Raw genomic sequence first — 22,991 nt, forward strand, 5'->3', positions numbered from 1 at the left:
CTGCGTTCAAATATCACACCTATTGGCCCATGTGTGAACCACCCATATTGGGGTCGTCAAGCAACCCAACTCGGAGAAACAATCATGACTATCCTCGTTACCGGCGCCACTGGCCGTGTCGGCCGCCAAGTCGTCCAGCAGCTCGTCAAGCGCGGCGCCGATGTGCGCGTCCTCGTTCGTGACATCTCGAAGGCTGACTTTCCGGCCGTTGTAGAGGTCGTGCAAGGCGAACTGCTCGATATCGACTCGCTGCGCAAAGCGTTTGCTGGCGTCAACACACTGTTCCTGCTCAACGCGGTGTCGGGGGACGAATTCACCCAGGCGCTCATCACCCTGAACATTGCCCGCGAGTCAGGCGTCGAGCGGGTTGTCTACCTGTCGGTGATCCACAGCGATGGTTTCGTCAACGTGCCGCATTTCGCCGTGAAGTCCGGCGCGGAGCGGATGATCGAACAGATGGGCTTCAGCGCCACTATCCTGCGCCCGGCCTACTTCATCGACAATGAACTCATGATCAAGGATGTCATCTTCAACCATGGGATCTATCCGATGCCGATCGGAGCCAAGGGCATCGCCATGGTCGACGCCCGCGACATTGCCGAGGTCGCAGCCGTCGAGCTGGTCCGTCGTGACCAGGCCCCGGGCAAGCTGCCGATCGAAATCATCAATCTGGTCGGCCCCGATACGCTGACTGGCTCGGATGTAGCGGCGATCTGGTCGGATGTCCTGGGCCGCCCGATTGCCTATGGCGGCGATGATCCTACCGGGTTCGAGCAGAATCTGGCGAACATCATGCCCAAGTGGATGGCCTATGAAATGCGCCTGATGGCCGAGCGCTATGTCGCCGACGGCATGCTTCCTGGGGCCGGCGACGTCGAGCGTTTGACAGGGATCCTGGGCCGCCCGCTGCACTCCTATCGCAACTTCGCGAATGAGCTTGCAGCATCGGTCTGAGGCCAACCGCATTCGCACTCAGCCTCAAGCAGCTGGTAGTTCTATGGCTGGAATCAATCCTACTTGGGCTTGTCGCTCGGCGTCCATTTGAAGTGGTCGCCGTCTTTCTCGATCTGCCCAATACCGGGGAACGGAAAGTGCGGTGCGAAGATCATCTCGTGGTCCTTGGCCAGCGTGGCCAAGGTCTTGGCCCTGTTCTGCTCACCTTCCGGCTTGTCGCCGTCGAAGGCCACGGCCCAGTCCGGCTTGGCGAGCGAGATGATTGAGCTGTGCACCGTGTCGCCAATATCGAACAGCCGTTCTTTTCCGGACTTTATCTGATAGCCGACATGACCGGGTGTGTGTCCCTTGAGCGCCACCGAGGTGATGCCAGGCGCGACCTGGGCGCCGGCCTTGAACGGTTTCACATGGTCGGCGATGACCTTGACGAGATCGGCCGCATCCTTGTTGGACTTGGCAAAATCCCACTCCACGTCAGACATCCTTATCGTGGCGTTGGGAAAAGCCAGTTTGTCGTCCTTGACCAGCCCTCCAATGTGGTCGGGATGAGAATGGGTGATCAATATCTCGCTGACGTCAGCGGGTTTGATGCCGGCCTTGGCCAAGCTGTCCTGCAGCGCGCCGCCGACACCCGTGTCGATCAACACGACACTGGTCTTCGATTTGACCAGTAGGGCGTCGACGCTCAGCGTGATGGTATCGGTCGGCGCTCCCGCCGCCTTGAGCAGCTCGCCGACTTCCGCGGGGCTGTGATCGAGGCCGAAGGTCTTGCCGTCGTTGGGCTTGACGAACTGGGCGTCGTGCAGGGCGACGATGTCGAGTGTGCCAAGCTTGAATGACCTGGCATCCGGCTGCTGCGCCGGCATCTGCGCCATTGCCAGCCCCTGATGGAGCAGCACCAAAGTCGTTGTGGCCAACAGCCTGGTGGAATTGAACCTTGTCATGCGGGTATCCTCTGGCCGCGGAGGCGCGACCGTACCGGGAAGACAGCTGGTGCGGCGGACAATTCCGGGGTTGGCCGATCACAAATTCGCTAGGGATATAGGTCTCGAGCACGGTCCGGCAATGGCGACCCGTCGCGGATAGCCCCTTCCTGGGACGGCTCGGCAGGCTGGGCATGGCGCATAGCCCAGAGGGCCCTATTCGTCCTCAAAAGCATCCCGAGCACCGAAGAATAGGCCGCGCTTCAGTGTCGGCTCACTTCGCCTGGACCATCGGCGACGCCCACGCGATGACGGTAGACCATTCCCAGCCCTTCCAGCCCGTGAACAGAAGAATGAGAACCACGATCAGCGAGAGGACCAGGCCGGTGGGTACCACCGCCGTCTCGCCATGGGCATAGCGAGAGTACCAGTTGTAGAGTTCGATCAGGACGACGAGCACATTGCCGCCGGCGTGGAGCCACGCGTCACGCAAATTGCGGATTTGAACATCGCCAAGGACATCGGTCAGCCCGGCAAGAGCTGCCAAGGCGGCCATTATCAGGCCCGCCCCAAGCAGCCAGAGACTGGCGCTCACCCATCCCGGATTGCCTGTTCGCCAGAAGATCAGGTCGCAAACGAAGGTGGCGACGAAGAAAGCGATCGGGAAAGGGATCAGCATGGGATGGATCGGGTGGCCGGCAATGCTTGCCGTGCTTTGCGGGTTGCGGGCCATGGTAATGCCTCCAAAGGCAGTCGCGCGCGACTGCGGTGCATCTCTGAAAGACAGTGTGACGTAAAACGCCGGCTGCAGCTGAATGTTCCACAACCCAAAGCGGCAGAGCTCCGAAGCGGAAAGGCGCGCGGGAACAAACCGGTCAGGTGGCGGAGCTGGTTGAGTGAAGTCGTGGGCGGATAGCTTGCCGCAATAGGCGCAAAGCAATCCGTGCTTACCCGCCATGGCGAATCATGGCGGGCTTGCTTCGGCTGTGATCGGGCCGGCTCAGCCGACCCGCACGACAAAATGCTTGGTCACCGGCTCGATGATCTTCCAGGTGCCCTTGAAATCGGCTTCCACCACGAAGGCGTCGCCGGGGCCGACCTCGACTGGGGTGCCGCCGTCGGGCGTGATGATGATGCGGCCGGCGATCATGTGCACGAACTCATAATCGGTGTAGGTCGCATGATAGGTGCCTGGCGACGCACGCCAGGTTCCCGATATCACCTTGCCATCCGAAGTCGTGTGCTGGACGGCGGTCTGCATGGTCGGTTGGCCCTCGACCGCGATCCAGCCAGGCAGATCGCCAGCTTCCGCGTGCTCGACCGCGCCGAATTTCAGGATGGTCTTGTTCGTCATGCCGGGCTCCGTTTGCTTCATGTGTGCTGCGGGTCGGATAGCCGATGCACATGACGGGAGCAATGCCGTGCCATGCGAAACAGGCACGGCCGCGCATTCGGGCTGACCGGCGCGGAGCTGGAGTGGTTATGGCTTGTGCCGTGCCGAGACCAGCTCTGCCTTGCGTTGCGCGGTTTCCAGCCCAAGGCCGATGAAGGCGCGCGCGTGCTTGGCGAGCGCCATGTTGTCAGTCCACAGATTGCGCCAGATCGCCGTCTTCTTCGACAGGTTCTCGTCGACAATCTCCGAGGAGAAGGATTCGAAGCTGAGATCGTCGGCATAGCCGATTGCGGTCAGCGCATCGAAAATCCCCGCGAAATCGATGTTGCCGGTGCCGAGGAAGCCGCGATGGCTTTCGCCGATATGGACATAGCCGATCTTGGCCGCGGCGTGGCGGATGGCGAGCCCGACATCGGCTTCCTCGATGTTCATGTGGAACGTGTCGAGATGCAGGAAGATGTTGTCCGACCCGGTGTCCTCGATGAAGGCCAACCCTTGCGCGGCGGTGTTGAGCAGGTTGCTTTCGAAGCGGTTGACGATTTCGAGGTTGAGCGTGACGCCGGCTGCCTTCGCCGTCTCGGCGATCTTTGCCAGCGTTGCCGCGCTGCGGTTCCATTGATCGCGTGTCGGTGCCTCGATCTGCAAGCCATGGCTGGTCGAAAGAATGCCGGCGACCTTGCTGCCGCCAAGGTCGCGCGTCAGCGCGACGGTGTCGTTGAGGATCCCGACGCCGCGCGCGGCGACCGCCTTGTCGGCGCTCGAAATATCGCCATCGGCCGGCAGGCCGATGCTGATCGCCACGCCGAGGCCGAGGTCGGCGATGCGTTTGGCAAGCCCGCTAATATCGACATTGGCGGGGTCGAGATAGGAGAATTCGATCAGGTCGAAACCGGCCTCCCTGGTATTGGCCAGCGTGCGTTCGAGCTCGTTCTGCGCCGAGCTTGCCGACCAGACGAAGGAATGGATTCCGATGCGCGACATGATCGTCTCCGGTTAAAGCAATTCCACGAAAAGCGTGTGGCGGTTTTCCGTCCGGAATTGCGTAAAACAAAGAGTTAAGCGGCGAGGAGAATGGTGCGGCCGGATCGCGCCGGCCGCACCGGCCTTGGGAGGCTTAGCGGGCCGCGGTCCAGCCCTTGTAGTCCTTCAGGTTCTCGGCCGTGATCAGCTTCGGGTCGAGCAGTACGGTGGCCTCGGCCGGCTTCTTGCCGGCGAGCAGGTCGGCCGCCATGGTGAGCGACTGGCCGGCCATCACATAGGGATCCTGCGAGGCCGAGGCCTTGATCATCGATTTGCCGGAAGAAAGTTCCTTCTCGATATCCGGCGCCCCGTCGACCGCGGTGAAGATGAACTCCGAACGGTTGAGCTGCTTGGCGGCGAGCTCCGCGCCGATCGCCGTCGGATCGTTGATTGCGAACACCGCGTCGATCTTGTCGAAACGGGTGAGCAGCGACTGGAACACTTTCAAGCCCCCGTCGCGGGAGCCTTCGGCGTTCTGGTCGTCAGACAGGATCTTGATGTCGGGATGCTGGGCAAGCACGTTCTTGCAGCCTTTCACCCGTTCCAGGATCGACGACGATGCCGGCCCGTTGAGGATGACGTAGTCGCCCTTGCCGCCGGTGTGGTCGACCAGGTATTGGCAGGCTTCCTCGCCGGCCTTGACGTTGTTGGTCATCACCGTGACGTCGGCACCGGGCGCCGAAACGTCGAAGGCCGCGACGATGATGCCGGCGGCCTGCGCCTTCTTCACCGCCGGAGCGATCGCCTTGGCGTCGACCGCGTTCAGCATGATCACGTCGACGCCGGCGGCGATGAAGGAATCGACCTGCGAGACCTGCTTGTTGAGGTCGTAGTCGGCCGATACCGACGTCACCTCGACCTTCGGATTGATCTTCCTGGCCGCGTCCTCGATGCCCTTGATGGTGGCGACGAAGAAGGGGTTGCCGAGCAGGCCGACCGAGATGCCGACCTTGTTGAGGTCCTTGGCCGATGCCGGCGCGATGACGACGGCCGCAAGGGCGGCGCCGCAGAGCAGTTTGGCGATGGTCTTCATTACGCTTACTTCCTCCTGATGCCCCGCGCCTCTCACGGTGCGTTACACAAGCCGGTCGTTGATGCCGGCGACTAGGTCACTCACGTTCTTGCTCCTGCCTGGAGCCGGTAGCGGTCGAGGGCGACCGCCACGATGATGACCAATCCCTTGATGATGTACTGCCAGATGTCAGAGACACCGGCCAAGATGAGGCCGTTGGAGAGCACCGCGATGATCAGGCCGCCGATCAGCGTGCCCCAGATCGAGCCGACGCCGCCGACGAAACTGGTGCCGCCGAGAATGACGGCGGCGATGGCGTCGAGTTCGTAGCTTTGCCCGAGCTGCAGGCCGTTGGCGGCGTAGAGCCTTGCCGCCGACATGGCGCCGCCAAGGCCGGCAAGCAGGCCGGAAACGCCATAGACGAAGAGCAGCACCAGCGGCACCTTGATGCCGGTCAGTCGAGCTGCCTCGGCATTGCCGCCGACGGCATAAATCCAGGTGCCGAGCACCGTGCGCTTCAGCACCAGCCAGGACAGCACCACCACCGACAGGGCGATGACGACGAGCCAGGGAATGCCGAGTACCGAGCCGTTGCCGATGAAGTCGAACGGCAGGTCGGAGTTGAACACCGTCGTGTCCTGCCCGAGCAGGCGGGCAATGCCGCGCACGGCTGTCAGCGAACCCAGCGTGACGATGAACGGCGGCAGCCTGATATAAGCGATGAGCAGCCCGTTGATGAGCCCGAAGCCGAGCCCCGCCAGAATGGCCGCCGGCACGCCGAGCAGGCCCCAGTCCGGCACCAGCGACACCAGCACCGCCACCATCGCGGCCGCTGCGAGGATAGAGCCGACCGACAGGTCGATGCCGCCGGTCAGGATGACGAATGTCATGCCGGCGGCAAGCACGATGTTGATCGACGATTGCTGCGTGACGATGAGCAGGTTGGTGCCGGTGAGGAAGCGCGGGTTGATAAACTGGAAGCCGGCCGCCAGCAGCACCAGCACGGGCAGCATGCCAAGGGCGGCAAATGTGGTGCGCAGCCGCCGGCTCCTGACCGCCGCCTGATCCACACTCTTCGTCGCGGTCGTCCTGTCTGTCATCGCTGAGACGCTCCCGTCGCAAGTTCCATGATCGCTTCCTGACGAAGCGGCTCGCCTTCGGATGCCGTCACCTCGCCTGATATGGCGCCGTCGCGCATCACCAGCACGCGGTCGGCGACGCCGATCACCTCGGGCAATTCGCTTGATATCATCAGGATGGCGATGCCCCGGTTGGCGAGATTGTCGATCAGCCGATAGATTTCCGATTTGGCCCCGACATCGACGCCGCGGGTCGGCTCGTCGAGGATGACGACCTTCGGCTCGGTCTCCAGAAGGCGCGCGAGCAGCACTTTCTGCTGGTTGCCGCCCGACAGCGAGCCGGCATTGGCCTGCGCCGAGTTGGTGCGGATCGACAGGTCGGCGATGGCCTTTGCCGCACGCCTGTCGGCGGCCGTGAAATCGCGAAGGCCGCCGGCTCGCGCGTCCCTGACAAGTACGCCCATGCTGATGTTGTCCGAAATGGACATATCGAGGAACAGGCCGAGTTCCTTGCGGTCCTCGGTGAGGTAGGCGATGCCGGCATCGAGCGCCTCGCGCGGCGAGCCGATGGTTATGGGCTTGCCGTCGAGCTCCATCGTGCCGGCGCTGCGTTTGTCGGCGCCGAAGATCAGCCGGGCAAGCTCCGTGCGGCCCGAGCCGACGAGGCCGGCCAATGCCAGCACCTCGCCGTGATGGAGATCGAACGAACAGTTCTTCAGCAGGTGCGCGTCGGACATGCCGCGCACCGAGAGCGCGATGGCGCGTTTTCCGTCTGGAGGGCGATGATCCTTCTTGTAGAAGGCGGAGAGATCGCGGCCGACCATCATCGACACCAGGCGCGAGGCGTTGAGGTCGGCGCGCTCGAGCGTACCGACATAGCCGCTGTCGCGCAGCACGCTGACGCGGTCGGCAAGTTGGTAGACTTCCTCCATGCGGTGGCTGATGTAGATGATGGCGATGCCTTGCGCCTTCAGCGTCGCGATCACCTCGAACAGGCGGTCGGTCTCGCGCGAGGTGAGCGATGTGGTCGGCTCGTCCATGACGATGATGCGCGCATTGGTCGACAGCGCCCGTGCGATCTCGACCAGCTGGCGCTCGCCGAGCGACAGGCCTGAGACCAGTGCCCGCGCCGAGAAGGAGACACCGAGCCGATCGACGATCTCTGCGGCGCGCCGGTTGCACTGGTCGCGGTCGACGATGCCGAAACGGCGCGGCTCGTTGCCGAGGAAGATGTTCTGCGCCACGGTCAGATTGGGCGCCAACGACAGTTCCTGATAGATCACCGCGATGCCGGCAGCACGCGCCTTGATCGGATCGCCCGTCGCGGCGGGCGCGCCATCGATCAGGATCTCGCCGCCGGGATCCGGCCGATAGGCGCCGGACAGCACCTTCATCAGCGTCGACTTGCCGGCGCCGTTCTCGCCCATCAGCGCATGCAGCTCGCCGGCGTGGACGCTGAGCGAGACGTCCTGCAGGGCACGGATCGCGCCGAAGGTCTTCGAGATGTGGCGCATCTCCAGCACCGGCTGGCGCGTAGCCTGCGTCCGCACCGCCGCGCTCATCGTGCACCACCCGCCGCCTTGGCGGCGGCACCATGCCCGGCAATGAGATCGCGCCAGGCATCGCGATAGCCGGCAAGCCCGCCGAATCGTGTCGCCTGCACCGGCTCCGGCGGCTCGGCGGCGAAGTCGCGCCCCACGCTCTCGAAGGCGAGCGCGGCGGCACCCGTGGCGCTGCCTTCGAGCGAAGCACCTTGCAGGAAACCCTGGCCGGGACGCAGCTGCGCCAGCAGCCCGGCGAGCAAGCCGCCAGTGTTCAGCCCGCCATCGACGATGACGGTATTGTTGGAATGGATGAGGTCGAGGCAGAGATCGATCATCAGCGCCACATAGAGCAGCGCCACGGCAGCGCGTTCACCGGCATCGGGCGTGCGCCCGGCCAACCGGCCGGGGCGATCCGGCATCGGCCCGCCCGCCGCGAAGCTCGGCAGCGCCATGAGGCCGGCATCGATCGCCTGTTGGATCGAGCGATGCGGGATCGGGCCTTGCCAGCCGTCGCTGATGGCGGCGAATTCACGCCCGCCCATGAAGCGAATGGTCGGCACTGGGCCGCCGTCGACATCGACATTGACCAGCATGTCGCGCTCACGGTCGAGCGCTTCGAGCGGACAGTCGGGGTTGAGCACGACGACCCAGGTGCCGGTCGACACGACAGTCAGCGGGCCGAGCTCCTGGCGGCGATAGGCATGCAGCGCCGCATTGGAGTCGTGAACGCCGTTGTGGATGGTGACCGGGCGCCCGGCACCACCGAAGCGCTGCTCGCCGATGACGGCGCCGGCACGTTCGAAAGCCGGCATCTGGCCACGCCAGCCCTCGGCGTCGACCAGCGAGGAGAAATCACGTTTGCGCGGGGCCCACAAATGCGAATGGCAGCCGAGATAGGAGACCTCGCAGACCGGCCGGCCGCCAAGGCGCCAGCTCCAGTATTGGGGATAGCCGAGGATCCATTTCGCCGCCGCGAACGCGTCGGGATCGACTTCCTGCAGCCATAGCATGTGACGGCCATAGTTGAAGCCGAGCGGCAGGCGGGGAGAGAACGTCTCGCCGAAATCCGGGATGCGGCGGTCGATCCGCGCGGCAATTTCGGCCGGTGGCTCCTGTTCGTAGTCGAGGATCGGATGGGTCAGCGCCTTGTCGTCGACAAGAGCGAAGGTACAGCCATGGCCCGACACCATCACCCCTTCGACACCATGGTTTTCGACCGCGTCGGCGACGGCACCGAACGCCCAGTTATGGAGGGCGGCCTCGTCGAGCACGCTGAAGCCGCCTCGGCGCGCCCATTTCGGTTGCGTCCGGCGCTCATCGAGAATGCGTCCGTCCTTGCCGAAGACGAACAGCTTCGAATTGGTCTTGCCGAAGTCGAGCACCGCCACGTTCACGCGAGGGCTCCCGAGGTTGAAGCGATCCGCACCATGACGCCGGCGTCCTCCAGCATGCGCGCATCGGCATCGGAGAGCCCGTCATCGGTCACCAGCGTGCCGATGCGCGACAGCGGCAGCGCGACGTTGCGCGCGTGGATCGACAGCTTGCGGCTGTCGGCCAGCACCACGATCTGGTCGGCGCACAGGCTGAGCTCGACGATGGACCGCACCAGCAGCGGATGCGATTCCAGCAGCCCTTCCTGGTTGAGCCCCTGTGTACCGAGAAAGAATTTCGAGGCATAGAAGGACGTCGCCTGGGTCGGCGAATGGATGATGCCGGGTTCACGGTGCAGGTCGCCGCCGGCAACCGTCAGGCTGCAATGGCCATGGTCGCTGAGATAGGCCGCGAGCGGCATCGAATTGGTGTAGAGCCGGATGTTGCGGTCGGCGAGCTTGACGCCGAGATGGAAGCAGGTCGAGCCGCCATGGACGATGACCGCGTCGCCATCGCGCACCATGGTCGCGGCGACCGCCGCGATCTGCCGTTTGGCTTCGACGGCAAGGTCGCGGTTCTCGTCATAGGGCCGGGCATAGGCGACGCCCGCATGCGAGGCGCCATCGAGCGCCGAAATGCCGCCATAGACCTTGCGGGCCTCACCGGCCTCGTCGATCCGGTCGATATCGCGCCTGACCGTCGCCGCCGAAACGCCGAGCCGCTCCTGCAACTCGCGCACGGAGGCAAACGGGCGATCCCGCAGCAATTCGACGATCTGACGCTGGCGGCCGAGGTCGCTCAACCTTTCCTCCCTGACGCCATTTCTATGGCAATTGGTGCAACTTACTCAACATTAGTTGGATTGCAAGCCGCTTTTGACGATAGTAGATCACTATTGACGCAGATCACTCACATCTGCGATACCAACGCCAACACCGGTCCCGACGACGGGATTTTGTGCAAGCGTTGGAGAAAAGGGCCATGGCAACCCAAGCTGATGCACAGGAACTGGCTGCCTTGCGGGCGCTTTCGGCCAGCATCGGGCTGAACCCGCATATGACGCAGGCGGCGGGCGGAAACACCTCGCTGAAGGCCGGCGACACGCTGTGGATCAAGGCTTCGGGCACCTGGCTGAAGGACGCGCTCAGCGACGACATCATGGTGCCGGTGGCGATGGCGCCGCTGCTGGAGGCCGTCGACCGGCGCGACCCGGCCGCCGACAAGCCACAGGCTTTCGCCATCGAAGACCTCAATCCGCGTGGCCTGCGTCCGTCGATCGAGACCACGGTGCATGCCTTGATGCCGCAACGCGTGGTTCTGCACGTCCACTGCGTCGACACGATTTCGCTGGCCGTGCAAGCCGATGGCGAGGCCGAGGTCGCCAGGCGGCTGGGCGGCATCGAATGGGCCTGGGTGCCCTATTTCCGGCCGGGCCTGCCGCTCGCCCGTGGCATTGCCGAGAGATTGCGACCCGGCGTCGACGTACTGATCCTTGGCAATCACGGACTGGTGGTCGCCGCGGAAACCGTCCCCGACGCACAGGCCTTGCTGCACCGCGTCCGGTCGCTGCTGGCGCGGCCGGCGCGCGCGACCGCCGCACCCGACATCGCCGCCCTGACGACGCTAGCCGGCGATTACCGGTTACCGGCGGATATCGAAGCGCATGCTGTCGCGATCGATGCGGAAAGCCTGCACATGGCCGAGGCCGGCAGCCTCTATCCGGACCATGTCATATTCCTTGGCCAGGGCTCGGTCCTGGCGAGGCCGGGCGAGGACGTGGCCGGCGTCGTCGCGCGGCTCGGCGCGGCGCCACCGGCGATCCTGTTTCCCGGCGCCGGCGTGCTGATGCGCGGCGACGCCAGCGCCGGTGCCGACGCCATGCAGCGTTGCCTGGCCGACGTGACCGCGCGCGTCGATGGCAAGGCGCGGCTGAACTATCTCACGGCCGCCGAGAATGACGAACTGGTCAACTGGGACGCCGAGCAGTATCGCCAGAAGCTCAACGCCGCCGGCACGGCCTGACAAGGAACGGACGACATGACGCCACTTGTCGTCGGCATCGACATCGGCACCTCCGGCGCCCGCGCGGTCGCCATGCGCCAGGATTTTTCCATTGCCGCCCAATCCGCCGTGCCTCTCGACAGGTTCGGCCCGAACCCCCGCGATCCCCGCACATGGTGGCAAGCGGTCCAGGCGGCGCTGGCCGGGCTGCTTTCAAGCATAGACCGTGCCACGGTCCGCGCCATCGCCGTCGACGGCACATCGGGCACGCTGCTGCCGGTCGACACTGATGGGCGGCCCCTGGCCGAGCCGCTGATGTACAACGACAAGGTCGATGACGGAGACATCCTGGCCATCGTCGCCCGCGAGGCGCCGGAAACGAGCGCCGCCCACGGGCCGACTTCAGGCCTCGCCAAGGCGCTCCGATTCCAGCGTCTGCCCGGCATGGCGGCCGTGCTCCACCAGGCCGACTGGATCGCCGGCAACCTGTCCGGACGCTTCGACGTCAGCGACGAGAACAATGCGCTCAAGACCGGCTATGACGTCGAGGCTCGCCGCTGGCCGGATTGGATCGCGGCCACCGGCATGCGCATGAATTTACTGCCTGATGTCGTCGAGCCGGGCGAGGTCAGCGGCACGCTTACCACGGCCGCCGCCGCGCTTTTCGGCTTGCCGCGCGATGTGGTTGTGGTTGCCGGCACCACGGACGGCTGCGCCTCATTCCTGGCGACGGGCGCTGCGGCAGCCGGCGACGGCGTCACCGCATTGGGTTCCTCGCTGACCATCAAGATCCTGTCCGACCGGCCGATCTCGGCGCCGCGCTTCGGCATCTACAGCCATCGTCTTGGCGACACCTGGCTGGCCGGCGGCGCATCGAATTCCGGTGGCAAGGTGCTGGCGCGGCATTTTCCGCTCGCGCGGATCATCGAGCTCAGTGCCATGATCGACCCCGCAACCGAGACCGGCCTCGACTATTATCCACTCGCCACATCGGGCGAACGCTTCCCGATCGCCGATCCGGCGCTCCCCCCGCGCCTCGTCCCGCGCCCGGCGGATGATGCCGACTATCTCAAGGCGATGTTCGAAGGCATGGCCGCGATCGAAGCGCTCGGCTATCGCCGGCTTGGCGAGCTCGGCGCGCCGGCGCTGACTTCGGTGCGCAGCGTCGGCGGCGGCGCGGCAAATCCGGCGTGGAGCGCGATCCGGCAGCGTAAGCTCGGCGTTGCGTTCATGCCGGCTTTGTCGGACGAGGCCGCTGCCGGAGCGGCGCGGCTGGCGTTGAAGGGTGCGAACGAGGTGGGGTTGCTATGAGCGGGAAACTGGCTGAACGCCTCGACGGCATCGGACCGCTGGAGGAGCGCTACCAGGTCTTCCTGGTCGACCAGTTCGGCGTGCTGCATGACGGCTCGGCCCCCTATCCCGGTGCGGTGGTGGCCTTGGCGGCACTGAAGCGCGCCGGAAAGACCGTGGTGCTGGTCTCCAACTCCGGCAGGCGCGCCAAGCCCAACGAAGACCGTTTGCTGAGGCTCGGCTTCGAGCCCGGAAGCTGGGATCATTTCGTTTCCTCCGGCGAGGTGGCGTGGCGATCCTTCCACGAAATGGCGGCGACCGGAGCGTTGCGGCCCGGCACGAACTGCCTGTTGATCAGCCGCGATAATGACCGCACAGCGATCGAGGGCCTGCCTTTTGTATTGACTGGAACCGGCGATACCGCCAACCTGGTACTGATCGCGGCCAGCGAGGGCGACCGCTACGACCTCGAGCATTATCGCCGCTTGCTGGCCCCGGCGGCGGCGCGAAAAGTGCCATGCTTCTGCACCAATCCCGACAAGATCATGCTGACGGCGGTCGGGCCCCGCTTCGGCGCCGGCGAGATCGCCGATCTTTACGAGAGCCTGGGCGGCAGCGTCACCCGCATCGGCAAGCCCGGCCCGGCGATCTTCGAAGCGGCGCTCGCGCTCGCCGGCGAACCAAAGCGCGGCAGCGTGGTCTGCGTCGGCGACAGCGTCGAACACGATATTGCAGGCGGCAATGGCGTCGGCATCGCGACGGCACTGGTGATGGGTGGGATATTGGCCGACACGCCTGACCTCGCCGCTGTCTTCGATGAGCATAAGGCCTGGCCGGACTATACGATGGGGTCCTTCAGCTTTCGCTGACCGCCGCCAGAATCCGCCTTGCACTCTCCTCGTCGGTGATCAGGATTGTGGGCGCAATCAGGTTCATTGCGCCGAGCAGGGCGTCGGTCTTCTCCGCGCCGCCGGAGGTCAGAATGCGGATTGGCGCCTTGCGCAGCCGGTCGACATCCACCGACATCACATGGTTGTTGACGGGATGATCGACCAGATCGCCATTGCGGTCGTAGAAGTGGAACAGGAGGTCCCCGACGGCGCCGCGCGCCAGCAGCGCCTCCCGGTCCGCTTCCCTGAGGAAGCCGCCGCGCGAGAAGGTGGTGGCCGAAGCGATCCCGCCGACACTCAGCAGAACGGCGTCGAGCGCGTCGGCCATTTCAAAAACCTCCTGCAGGCCGCAGCGTTCGATCAGCGCGATCTTGGTCTCGACGCTGTCGACGACGGCTGGCGTCGGCATCAGATAGCCGTCGCCCTGGAAGATCTGGGCGAAGCGCCAGGCGAACTCGGCCGGGTTGACCCGGCGCGCGACGCCGACGCCGCCAAGCAGCGAAATCACCTTGAAATCGGTCAGCGATTTGGCGCTGATGAACGGCAAGGTGTGGAACAGCGTATTGCCCCAGCCGACACCGACCTGCATGCCGGATTTCATAGCGTCGGACAGGAACATGCCGGTCTTGGCGGCTATTGCCGGGATCGGATCGGCACTGGCCGCCGTCAGCGGCGCCACCAGCGCCTGCTGGAGGCCGAAGGTCTTTTCCAGCGCGCGCTCCAGCCGCACGATCTCCAGAAGCTCGCTCTCGATGGTGATCTTGACCTCGTTGCGCGACCGCGCCTCCGCCAGCATGCGCACGATGGTGACGCGGCCGACGCCGAGCACATCGGCGATCTCGTTCTGCGTCATCTGCTCGACGAAATACATCCAGGCGGCGCGGATCCTGAGGCGGTCCGTGCGGCTCTCGCTGACGATCTGCTCGGTCGCTTCGGCTCCTGCCCGCCTTTCGTCGGCCCGCCTTTCCTCGGGCCGTCTTTCCACGATTTGTCGTCCCCTGGCCAATCATCCCTCCCCCGCGGCGGACGAGTGCGCCGTCGCCGATTCTGCATGCTGGTCTAGTATCGCCTATTGATCTACCAATCGATAGGAACAATGTAGAGTCGGTGGTGCCCGTCGCAGGTGGCGCCGCACGGCACATTCGAGGCTAACCGCGATGCTCCGACAAATCTCCGAAGATGTCCGCGTCAACCTCAAGGACCGGCTGCGGGAAGTCCGCGACATCATCCGCCAGAGCCGCCATGACGGCGCCAGCGAGGCCAGCCTGCTGCGCGAAGCAACCAGCCATCTGCCGCCATTTCCGGGCAAAGGCATCGAAGGCCTGCTCAGCCATGCCGCGAGTGCCGTCGACGAAGCGCTGTCGATCGCCGAATCCTTCGTCCCGCACGAGCGCCCGATAAGAGTGGATGGAACGACCGTAAAAGGCCTCGCCACCTATTTCCCGGCCGGTGACGAAGACCAGCAATTGAGCGCCGAGCGCCTGTTCCGGCGCGACATGTACTATCTGACCAAGGCAGTGCTTGCCGGGCCGAAGATCGACCACGCCCGTATCCATGAAGCCGGGTTCGCCGCCGTCCACGCGGCCATGCGCAAGCGCCATGGCGAATTGTTGGCTGCGCTGGCCGCGCCGGGTGCCGGACTGCAGGCCATCGCGGCCATCTGCGCGGCACTGCTGGTCGAGTTGCTCAACCAGCGTCCGGTCCGCTTTGGCGAAGCCGCGCCGGAAACGAGCGCTGCCGGCGGCCAGGCGCTCGACGTAAGCTGCCTGGCGCCGGTCGTCCTGGCCTGCGGCCTGGCGACCACCGGTCGTGACGGCGCGCCGGAGCCCGACATGCTGGAAATCGCGATTCTGGCGGCCGACATACGTCATGAGCGCATTGCTCAGGCCTGCGCCAAGGCGAGCCCGGTCGACGAATTGGCACCTGTGTTCGCCACCTTGCTTGCGCATCTGCCGTAAGCTCCAGCGGCGGTTGCGGGAACTACTCCCCGGCTGCCATCGCCGTGATCGTCTTCTTGGCGCGCTGGATCGAGGCCGGGCTCATCGACAGCTCGGTCAGGCCCATCTCCAGGAAGGCCGGAATGAGATCCGGCCGGCCCGCCGCTTCGCCGCACATGCCGACCATGATGCCGGCGGCGACGCCGGCCTTGGCCGTCAGCCCGATCGCCGACATGACCGCCGGATTGGTGACGTCGTTGAGCTTCGCAACGGTCGGGTTGAGCCGATCGGCCGCCATGATGTACTGGGTCAGGTCGTTGGTGCCGATCGAGAAGAAAGCCACTTCCTTGGCCAGTGCCGGGGCGATCAGCACGGCGGCCGGGGTTTCGATCATCACGCCGAGATCGAACGTCGCATGCGGCACGCCTTCGGCCTTGAGTTCGGCGGCGCATTCGTCGACAAGAACGCGCGTCTGCCGCACCTCGCCAAGATCGGAGACCATCGGCAGCATCACCTTGATGTTGCCGTGCACGGCGGCCCTCAGCAGCGCCCTGAGCTGGCGCTTGAAGATATCGGGCCGGTCGAGGCACATGCGGATGCCCCGCCAACCGAGGAAGGGGTTCTCCTCGTCGGGGAACTCGATGCCGGCGATCGGCTTGTCGCCGCCGATGTCGAGCGTGCGCACGATGACCGGATAGGGTGCGAAGGCCTTGGCCAGCGCCGCATAGGTCTCGGCCTGCATGTCCTCCGACGGAAGGTGCATATGGCGCATGAACAGGAGCTCGGTGCGGAACAGGCCGACACCCATGGCGCCGGCCTCTTGCGCTGCCTCGATCTCTTCCAGCGAGCCGATATTGGCCGCGACCTCGATGACCCTGCCGTCCGCCAGCTTCGGCGTCACCGTCTTGAAAGCCGCAAGGCCGGCACGCTCCTTCGCCGCCGCTTGGACACGACCGGCGAAATCGGCGCGCGTCGCCGCATCGGGGTCGATGATCACCTGGCCGCTGTTGCCGTCGAGCGCCACCTCTTGTGCCGTGCGCAAGAGGTGGATCCGGTCGCCAAGGCCGAGCACCGCCGGAATGCCATGCGAGCGGGCGATGATGGCGATGTGCGAGGTGGCGCCGCCATGGCCGCACACCACGCCGCCGATGCGTTTCAGCGGCGCCCGCGCCAGATCCCAGGCGCCGATATCGTCGGCGATCAGGATCGCACCTTGCGGGATGTTTTCGAGACTGACGTCGTCCTGGCCAAGCAGCACCAGGCTGATCTGCCGTCCGACCGCATGGACATCGTCCGCCCGCGCATTGAGATAATGATCGTCGACGGCGCTGAAATCGGCGGCGATGGTGGAGGCGGCGGTGATCGTGGCCGAGACCGCGTCATTGCCGCCCCTGATTGCCTTCTCGGCCTCGCCGGTCAGGCTGTCGTCGGCGGCGATATCCCTCAGCGCCGCGACGATGCCCCGGTCACCGGCCGACAGACTGTCCTGCGCCAAGGCCCGGTCCATGCGTGCCTGGACGGCGGCGACGGCGGTGCGAAACCTGTCGATCTCGCCGGCGATCTCATCGGCCTGCAGCATGCGGCCCTGCCCGGCGATGTCGGGCGGGAAATGTGCAAAAGCCGGCCCGATGGCGACGCCCTCGCTTGCGGCGACACCGCGCAAACCACTGCTTGCTTCGCCTGATGCAGCCGGCGCGGACCGTGGCGCTGGCGCGAGTGCCGCTTCCTTGCCCTGGTCATTGGCTGGAGCGTGGGTGTCTTCGTCGTCGAGACCCGCCTTGGGGTTCTCGAGATAGCCGATCAGCGCCTCGATCGCCTCGATGGCGTCGGCGCCGTTCGCCCGCACGGTGACTTCCTGGTTTTCCTTGACCGCCAGCAGCATCAGCTTGACCGAACTCTTGGCACTGACCGCCTTGCCGTCCTTGACCAGTTCGACGTCGGATTCGAAAGCCTTGGCGAGCTTGACGAAGCGCGTGGCGGGACGGGCGTGCAAACCTTCATGCACTCTGACGATGGTCGAGCGTTCCATGGCAAATACTCTGCTTTTTTGGGCGCCAAAGCCAGACTGGCTGGGCGCGAATGCTTTCAGGCGGCGATGGTGATGATCGCGTCTGTCTTCAGCGCTGACACGAGGGCTTGCGTATCGACCTGCGACGCGCAGATCTCGCCTGGCCTTTCGGCCTCGGTCGCGCCGTTGAACGAGATGACGACGTGGCCCATCTCGAGCACCTTGCTCCAGGCGCTGGAGCCGACGGCGGTTATGACAGCCGAAACCGGGCCAAGGGTGATCGACGCGCCCTTTTCAGGTGCGCCGTCGCTGGGTCCGATCTCGGCCTTGTGGAGCACCGAGACCTCGGCAAGCTCCGGTGGCGAGCCATCCGCGAACAGGATGACCACGCCGCCCTCGGCGAGGTCCGCCACTTCGGGTCCTATTGCCGTGACCCGTGTCTTGAGAAGAACCGACATATGGCGAACCTCGTTATTTCTGGTGTTTAGAACACGATCAGGGAAACGACCCAGGCGATCAGCACCGAGACCGGACCCATGATCTGGCGGCTGATGAGCACCGCCGGCACGCCGATTTCGATGGTTTTCGGCTTGGCTTCACCCAGTGCGAGGCCGACGGGAACGAAGTCGCAGCCCACCTGGGTGTTGTAGGCAAACAGAGCCGGCAGCGCCATCGCCGGAGAGATCGTGCCGTTGGCAATCTGCGGGCCGATGATGGCGACGCCGATAACCTGCGCGATGACAGCGCCTGGGCCCAGGATGGGCGACAGGAACGGCAGGCCGCAAATGGCCGAGATGATCAGCAGGCCGACGATATTGTTGGCCAGCGGACCCATCGGCTGCGCCAGCACGTCACCGACGCCGGTATACAGGATCAGGCCGATGAGCATGGTCACGAAGGCCATGAACGGCAGCACGTTGCGGACGACCTGGTCGATGGTGCGGCGGCCGGCATTGAAGAAGATGCCGACGACACGACCCATGACGCGGCCGATCGTGCTGATGAAACCGATCAGGCCACCCTCGCTGGGCAGCGCCGTCGGCGTCGCTGTGTTGTTGGTCGAACTCATCGATGCTGCTCCCCCTGCAGTCGTGACCGCCTCGGACCCGTCCGCCATTGTGACGTCGGCCGGCTTGACGCCCGAAACATAGATATCCTCGGTGATGAACTGGGCGAGCGGCCCGGACTGTCCGACCGGCGTCAGGTTGACGGTCGGGATACGCTTGCGCGGATAGACGCCGCATCGTGCGGTGCCGCCGCAGTCGACGACGACAACCGCCATTTCGCTTTCGATCGGCGGCGCCTTGAAGCCGTCGACGGCTTCAGCGCCGGTCATATCGGCGATGAGCTGCGCCACCGGATGAATGCCACCACCGGTGACGGAAACAACCTTGCTGCGCTGTTCGGTCGGCTCGATCACAAGCGGACCGCCCCACCCTGTTTTGCCCCGGGTGATCCGTACGGCTTTGTATGTCTTGGCCATGATGTCCTCCCCGCCCTTACAGCTCGACGCCCTGGCGGCGTGCCATGATGGCGGTGATGCGCTCGGTCAGCATGCCCTTGAGTAGGATGACGACGAGGCCGACGATGGCGTACCAGATGGCAACCTTGACATGGTAGCCGGCGGCGATGACGCCGCGCTTCTCGAGATCGAGCAAGGCCACGAGCATGCCTCCCCAGACGAAATATTCGCCAGGGTTGATGTGCGGAAAGAGGCCGAGCGGCGGATGCACGTAGGACACGGCCGCGTCATAGAAGGCCGGCTTGTGCTTTTCTTCCAGGAACGAGCCGAAGGTGTAAGCCATCGGGTTGGTGAGGAAGAACACCGCCAGCAGCGGCAGCACGGTGTAGCGGGTCAGCGCGATGCGGCCAGCGCCACGCGCCAGACCGTGGACCCGCTCTTCGCCAACCAGTTCAGTGACGGCGTAAAAGGCGGTCATCAGCACCACAAGCGTCGGGATGATGCCGGTGACAAAGCCGGCGAAAACCTCGCCGCCCTTCTGGAAAATGCCGATGAAGTACTTGCCGATGGCAGTCAACCAGCCAAGCTGCTCTTCCTGCTGCACGTTTTTCAGCTGTTCCTTCAGCTGATCGGCGGTGACCGGCCCGCTGTCGGTCTGCGCCTGCGCCAGGACCACGAGATGATCGGAAGCATGCTCGACGGCGAGCCTGCCATGCAATGCGGCATCCGAGACCATGGCACCCGCGACATGCAAATTGTGCACGGCCATGTCGGCATGCTGCGCCAACAACGAAAATACAGACATTTCTCCTCCTTATGCCGGCCCGCCGGTTGATCCCAGTCGGCGCACGGCCTCCTCTATGCCCTTGCTACATTCAAGCCGGCCAAACCCGGCTTCTTCCCCGGCTCCGACCGTGCTTTGTCGATCTGTTCGATCGCCCGCTTCACGGCCTCGGCCACACCGGGTTCCCCCTCCCCCATGATCGCAGGGTTGGACCGGAGTCGATCGAGGGGAACGCCCTCGAATTCTTCATGTCGCTTGAATTTGGTGAACACGGAACGGCCGCTCATCACCATCATTCGGCGCACGATCAAGTCGGGCGTAACCACGACCAGCGCGATCGTTCCCTTGGCAAATCGGCCGCGAAAATTGCCGGCTCCGACGAAGCCGTCCTTGTACTGGTTGGTGACGCCCCGGAAGACATCCGAATAGTGCCGCATCTGCAGCCAGACGCCGAGCGACTGCAACGCCCACACAATAACCAGCAGAAGCAGTCCCCACTGCCAAATCGCCATTCGGTTCTCCTCCCGAAGCCTCAGTCGAGGCGCACCTTGGACCGGCGCGCGACAACAGCAAAGTGAGAACATTTGTTTCCGCGAATGTCAATATGTATGATATTGACCTCAACCACGGTCATCCACAGGGCCGCCGCGCGATTACGGCGGGGGCACGATTGTGCTAACCTGGGGGAAACGGGATACAGGAAATGGAACTGCCCTTCAGGGATGAACTGGCCCTCATGCCCGACCTGCGCCACCGGCTGCGGCAGTTGCGCTGGTTCCGCGCCACCTTCCGCGGCAGCGCCAAGGTGGTCTCGGACACATTCGGCGTACGCTTCGAAATCGACGAGGCGAAGCTGACCCGGGCTTTTCTCGACTGGGTCGAGGTCATGGAAGCGCAGAAGCGCTTTGCCGCGATCGACCGCGCCGATTTCATCGTCTTTGCCGCCGGCCTCGTGCTGCGCGAACTGATAAAACAGGCGCCGGCAAGGGAAATCTCCGGCCTCACCCAGCTCATCGAAACGGATCAGAATGCCGGCACGCTGGACATCATCCGTTTCTGGCCGGAAGGCTTTCTCTACACCAACTACTGTGTCTCGGTGATTTCGGCGATCTACGAGCAGGAGTTTGGCTCGGCGCCCAGTATCGACAAATGCGCCGACGACCTGCGCACCTGGTGGTCCTATCGCGAGAACGTCACCGAAATACCGGCCTATGCCGTGGCTTTCCTCGACCGCTTCCTGGGGGCGGAACCGAACTGGATCACGCCCGATCGCGCACAGTCGCGGCAGGCCATGCAGCGGGCGCTGGGGTCCTCCCGCGCCAGCGACGTCTTGCGCCAGCTTTGAATCGGCCTCTATCACCTCTATCCACGAGGCCGAGCGTGCCCGCTATTGAACATTTGACTTTTTGTCGATAGCGATGTGCGAATTCTGACAGAGGCCGGGAGAAACGCGTGGCGCCGTCAAGACTGATCATTTTCGATTGCGACGGCGTTCTCGTCGACAGCGAGCCACTGGCCGCCAAGGCCTATGAACGTGTCTACGATAAGCATGGCATGCCGGGCGTTCACGGCGGCATCATCGCCCAGTGCGTCGGCATGAAACAGGCCGACATCATCGTCAGGATCAAGGAGTTGACCGGCCATCAGTTTCCCGCGTCGGCCGACGGCGATATCTGGGCCGAGACCAAGGTGCTTTTCACCGAAGAGTTGAAGCCAACGCCTGGAATAGGCTCGTTTCTGGAAACGCTTGCCGGCGACCGCTGCGTTGCCTCCTCGTCCTCCATCGAGCGTATAAACCACAGCCTGGCGGTGACCGGACTGGCACGCTTCTTCGGCGATGCGATCTACAGTTCCTCGATGGTCAAGAACGGCAAGCCGGCGCCGGACATCTTCCTTTTCGCGGCTGCCAGGATGGGCGCCAAACCAGCCGACTGCATCGTCATCGAGGACTCGCCTTTCGGCATCCAGGGCGCGGTTGCCGCCGGCATGACGGCGATCGGCTATACCGGCGGCGGCCATACTTATGCCGAGCATGCCGCACGGCTGACGGCGGCCGGTGCCGATTTCGTCTGCGCCGACTGGCAAGAAGTCAGCCGGCAATTGGCTGGACTTGGTGTGCCAGCCTAAGTGGCAGAGGCTAAAGAGGATGGTTTGGCGGCCATTCGCTGCGTGGAATCTCGGAGCCGACACGGAAGCCGAACGACAGGACCCTGGTCGCATCGGCATCCACCTCGCATCGGAAGCTCAGTTGGTACCATGTGGTTGTCGTGCTGAAGGCCGCTTCGGGGCGGTCGAGAACATTGCCGGCTTTCAGCGGAATCGTCGGCAGCCATTTGGGAGAATAGTCGGCACCCTGCAGCTCCTGGTCCAGCACGTTGGCGCAAAGGGTCGCAACGCGCTGACTGCGAGGTACGCCGCTCATGGAACTCGTGGCCAACGCGTCGCCGGTAGCGCCCTGCGAGTAGAGTTTCCGAACCCCCGGAAGACCGGAATACATTGGTGATCCAGCACCTGCGTCGTTCGTGGAATTTGAGGCGGTGGCTTTTCCGGCCCGGGACTTCAGGGCTTTTTCAGACTTGAACTTCATCGTCTTGACGACTTTGGCCTTGGGCTTTTCGGTCGCGGCCCCGGTCTTGGCGTCGCTCTCGGCTGGCGACGGCTTTGGCTCTACGGCTGCTTGCTGATCGGAAGCTTTTGGCGCAGCCTGCTGTTTATCAGCGTCTTCCGTGACCTGCTTTTCCTCGCTCGGCGTGGGCTTGGTGACGGTCGGCTCGGTTGGCGGATTCTCATCGGCTTTGCTCGCATCCGGCCGCTGCTCCGCGTTTGCCGTCGCTGCAGGCTTGTTCTCGGCGGACTTGGGCACGACCGGAGGCTTCGAGGCCTCATCCTTTGCAGGCGACGGCGCATTGTCCTTGGCCGCCCCCCCATCCAGGGATTTCTTCGGTCCGGTATCTTTGTCGCCATACTGAAAAACGCGCTTCAAAGCGGTGTCGTCAGGTTGTTTGCGCGGCTGTTCGGGTGGCTTTTCAACCTTATGCTCGGGGGGTTTATCAGCCTTAGGTTCCGGCGGCTTCTCGGCTTTGAGCGGCTGCGGTTTTGGCTTGTCGGGCGGAGGCACGAGCGCGACGCTTATCGGTTGCTCCTGCTGGGGCTCTTGTGAGGCTTTTGACAGGCCGTAGATGAAGAACGATGCGACAAGCGCATGCAGGACCAGCGATGCGGCCAAGGCCCACAGCAGATTCCGGCGCCATTCGCGTGTCTCATCCTTCATCTCTTCCGATGTGGAATGAAATAGCGGCGGCTTCAAGCATAAGCACCGGATT

Annotated in this window: 22 protein-coding genes and 1 pseudogene; 7 read left to right on the forward strand and 16 right to left on the reverse strand. The window is 64.3% G+C overall.

What is annotated here, in order from left to right:
* The first annotated feature begins 84 nt into the window (after positions 1-84).
* The gene (locus tag LB571_RS26360) at positions 85-954 is read left to right on the forward strand and encodes an SDR family oxidoreductase (RefSeq protein ID WP_224599241.1); all 870 of its coding nucleotides are present in this window, start codon (positions 85-87) and stop codon (positions 952-954) included.
* Between the two features lie 59 nt (positions 955-1,013).
* Here LB571_RS26360 and LB571_RS26365 read toward each other — a convergent pair whose 3' ends face one another.
* From LB571_RS26365 to LB571_RS26405, 9 genes and pseudogenes are all read right to left on the reverse strand, one after another.
* The gene (locus tag LB571_RS26365) at positions 1,014-1,898 is read right to left on the reverse strand and encodes an MBL fold metallo-hydrolase (protein ID WP_140712813.1); all 885 of its coding nucleotides are present in this window, start codon (positions 1,896-1,898) and stop codon (positions 1,014-1,016) included.
* Positions 1,899-2,140: 242 nt separating this feature from the next.
* Positions 2,141-2,610: pseudogene (locus LB571_RS26370) on the reverse strand (DUF2231 domain-containing protein).
* A gap of 267 nt (positions 2,611-2,877) precedes the next feature.
* Positions 2,878-3,231 carry a cupin domain-containing protein gene (locus LB571_RS26375; RefSeq protein ID WP_015315483.1) on the reverse strand — a complete coding sequence of 118 codons (354 nt, stop codon included), beginning with the start codon at positions 3,229-3,231 and terminating at the stop codon, positions 2,878-2,880.
* 126 nt (positions 3,232-3,357) lie between these two features.
* Positions 3,358-4,251: a sugar phosphate isomerase/epimerase family protein gene (locus LB571_RS26380; protein ID WP_224599220.1), complete on the reverse strand. Its 894-nt coding sequence runs from the start codon at positions 4,249-4,251 to the stop codon at positions 3,358-3,360.
* 133 nt (positions 4,252-4,384) lie between these two features.
* Positions 4,385-5,323 (reverse strand): ABC transporter substrate-binding protein, encoded by a 939-nt coding sequence (locus LB571_RS26385; RefSeq protein WP_140720182.1) that lies wholly within the window; start codon positions 5,321-5,323, stop codon positions 4,385-4,387.
* A gap of 80 nt (positions 5,324-5,403) precedes the next feature.
* Positions 5,404-6,402: an ABC transporter permease subunit gene (locus LB571_RS26390; RefSeq protein WP_140720180.1), complete on the reverse strand. Its 999-nt coding sequence runs from the start codon at positions 6,400-6,402 to the stop codon at positions 5,404-5,406.
* Complete coding sequence (locus LB571_RS26395; protein WP_224599222.1) at positions 6,399-7,943, reverse strand: sugar ABC transporter ATP-binding protein; 1,545 nt, start codon at positions 7,941-7,943, stop codon at positions 6,399-6,401. Before LB571_RS26395 ends, LB571_RS26390 begins: the two co-directional genes overlap by 4 nt.
* The gene (locus tag LB571_RS26400; RefSeq protein ID WP_224599224.1) at positions 7,940-9,319 is read right to left on the reverse strand and encodes an FGGY-family carbohydrate kinase; all 1,380 of its coding nucleotides are present in this window, start codon (positions 9,317-9,319) and stop codon (positions 7,940-7,942) included. Before LB571_RS26400 ends, LB571_RS26395 begins: the two co-directional genes overlap by 4 nt.
* Positions 9,316-10,098, reverse strand: coding sequence for a DeoR/GlpR family DNA-binding transcription regulator (locus LB571_RS26405; protein WP_015315477.1), 783 nt, complete (start codon positions 10,096-10,098; stop codon positions 9,316-9,318). Before LB571_RS26405 ends, LB571_RS26400 begins: the two co-directional genes overlap by 4 nt.
* Positions 10,099-10,277: 179 nt before the next feature.
* Here LB571_RS26405 and LB571_RS26410 point away from each other — a divergent pair, with 179 nt between their 5' ends.
* From LB571_RS26410 to LB571_RS26420, 3 genes are read left to right on the forward strand one after another with little or no spacing between them, the layout of a single operon-like run.
* The gene (locus LB571_RS26410) at positions 10,278-11,318 is read left to right on the forward strand and encodes a class II aldolase/adducin family protein (protein WP_224599225.1); all 1,041 of its coding nucleotides are present in this window, start codon (positions 10,278-10,280) and stop codon (positions 11,316-11,318) included.
* A gap of 15 nt (positions 11,319-11,333) precedes the next feature.
* A complete protein-coding gene (locus tag LB571_RS26415; RefSeq protein WP_224599227.1) occupies positions 11,334-12,608 on the forward strand; it encodes an FGGY-family carbohydrate kinase in 1,275 nt (424 codons plus the stop codon).
* Entirely contained in the window at positions 12,605-13,456 is an 852-nt protein-coding gene (locus LB571_RS26420) for a TIGR01459 family HAD-type hydrolase (protein WP_015315474.1), read from the forward strand. The genes LB571_RS26415 and LB571_RS26420 overlap by 4 nt, the downstream gene beginning before the upstream one ends.
* On the opposite strand, the gene LB571_RS26425 is transcribed toward LB571_RS26420, so the two are convergent.
* Complete coding sequence (locus tag LB571_RS26425; RefSeq protein ID WP_140874924.1) at positions 13,443-14,462, reverse strand: sugar-binding transcriptional regulator; 1,020 nt, start codon at positions 14,460-14,462, stop codon at positions 13,443-13,445. The genes LB571_RS26420 and LB571_RS26425 overlap by 14 nt on opposite strands.
* Positions 14,463-14,634: 172 nt before the next feature.
* Between LB571_RS26425 and LB571_RS26430 the strand changes: the two genes are divergently transcribed.
* Positions 14,635-15,435 (forward strand): hypothetical protein, encoded by an 801-nt coding sequence (locus LB571_RS26430; protein WP_224599229.1) that lies wholly within the window; start codon positions 14,635-14,637, stop codon positions 15,433-15,435.
* 22 nt (positions 15,436-15,457) lie between these two features.
* Here LB571_RS26430 and ptsP read toward each other — a convergent pair whose 3' ends face one another.
* Genes ptsP through LB571_RS26455 form a run of 5 tightly spaced genes read right to left on the reverse strand, consistent with a single transcriptional unit; the run spans position 15,458 to position 20,180 of the window.
* Positions 15,458-17,443, reverse strand: coding sequence for a phosphoenolpyruvate--protein phosphotransferase (ptsP, locus tag LB571_RS26435; protein WP_224599231.1), 1,986 nt, complete (start codon positions 17,441-17,443; stop codon positions 15,458-15,460).
* A 56-nt stretch (positions 17,444-17,499) separates the two neighbouring features.
* A complete protein-coding gene (locus LB571_RS26440) occupies positions 17,500-17,880 on the reverse strand; it encodes a PTS glucitol/sorbitol transporter subunit IIA (RefSeq protein WP_224599234.1) in 381 nt (126 codons plus the stop codon).
* A 26-nt stretch (positions 17,881-17,906) separates the two neighbouring features.
* Positions 17,907-18,905, reverse strand: coding sequence for a PTS glucitol/sorbitol transporter subunit IIB (locus LB571_RS26445; protein WP_140712795.1), 999 nt, complete (start codon positions 18,903-18,905; stop codon positions 17,907-17,909).
* A 16-nt stretch (positions 18,906-18,921) separates the two neighbouring features.
* Entirely contained in the window at positions 18,922-19,689 is a 768-nt protein-coding gene (locus LB571_RS26450; RefSeq protein WP_015315468.1) for a PTS glucitol/sorbitol transporter subunit IIC, read from the reverse strand.
* A gap of 53 nt (positions 19,690-19,742) precedes the next feature.
* Positions 19,743-20,180 (reverse strand): transcriptional regulator GutM, encoded by a 438-nt coding sequence (locus LB571_RS26455; protein WP_140662905.1) that lies wholly within the window; start codon positions 20,178-20,180, stop codon positions 19,743-19,745.
* A 191-nt stretch (positions 20,181-20,371) separates the two neighbouring features.
* On the opposite strand from LB571_RS26455, the gene LB571_RS26460 reads away from it, so the two are divergent.
* Positions 20,372-21,013 carry a hypothetical protein gene (locus LB571_RS26460; protein ID WP_140712793.1) on the forward strand — a complete coding sequence of 214 codons (642 nt, stop codon included), beginning with the start codon at positions 20,372-20,374 and terminating at the stop codon, positions 21,011-21,013.
* 107 nt (positions 21,014-21,120) lie between these two features.
* Complete coding sequence (locus LB571_RS26465; protein ID WP_140712791.1) at positions 21,121-21,795, forward strand: HAD family hydrolase; 675 nt, start codon at positions 21,121-21,123, stop codon at positions 21,793-21,795.
* Positions 21,796-21,805: 10 nt separating this feature from the next.
* Here LB571_RS26465 and LB571_RS26470 read toward each other — a convergent pair whose 3' ends face one another.
* Positions 21,806-22,939 carry a DUF930 domain-containing protein gene (locus tag LB571_RS26470; protein WP_140874916.1) on the reverse strand — a complete coding sequence of 378 codons (1,134 nt, stop codon included), beginning with the start codon at positions 22,937-22,939 and terminating at the stop codon, positions 21,806-21,808.
* Positions 22,940-22,991: the final 52 nt, after the last annotated feature.

The organism is Mesorhizobium sp. BR1-1-4, assembly GCF_020165375.1.
Taxonomy (GTDB): Bacteria; Pseudomonadota; Alphaproteobacteria; order Rhizobiales; family Rhizobiaceae; genus Mesorhizobium; species Mesorhizobium australicum.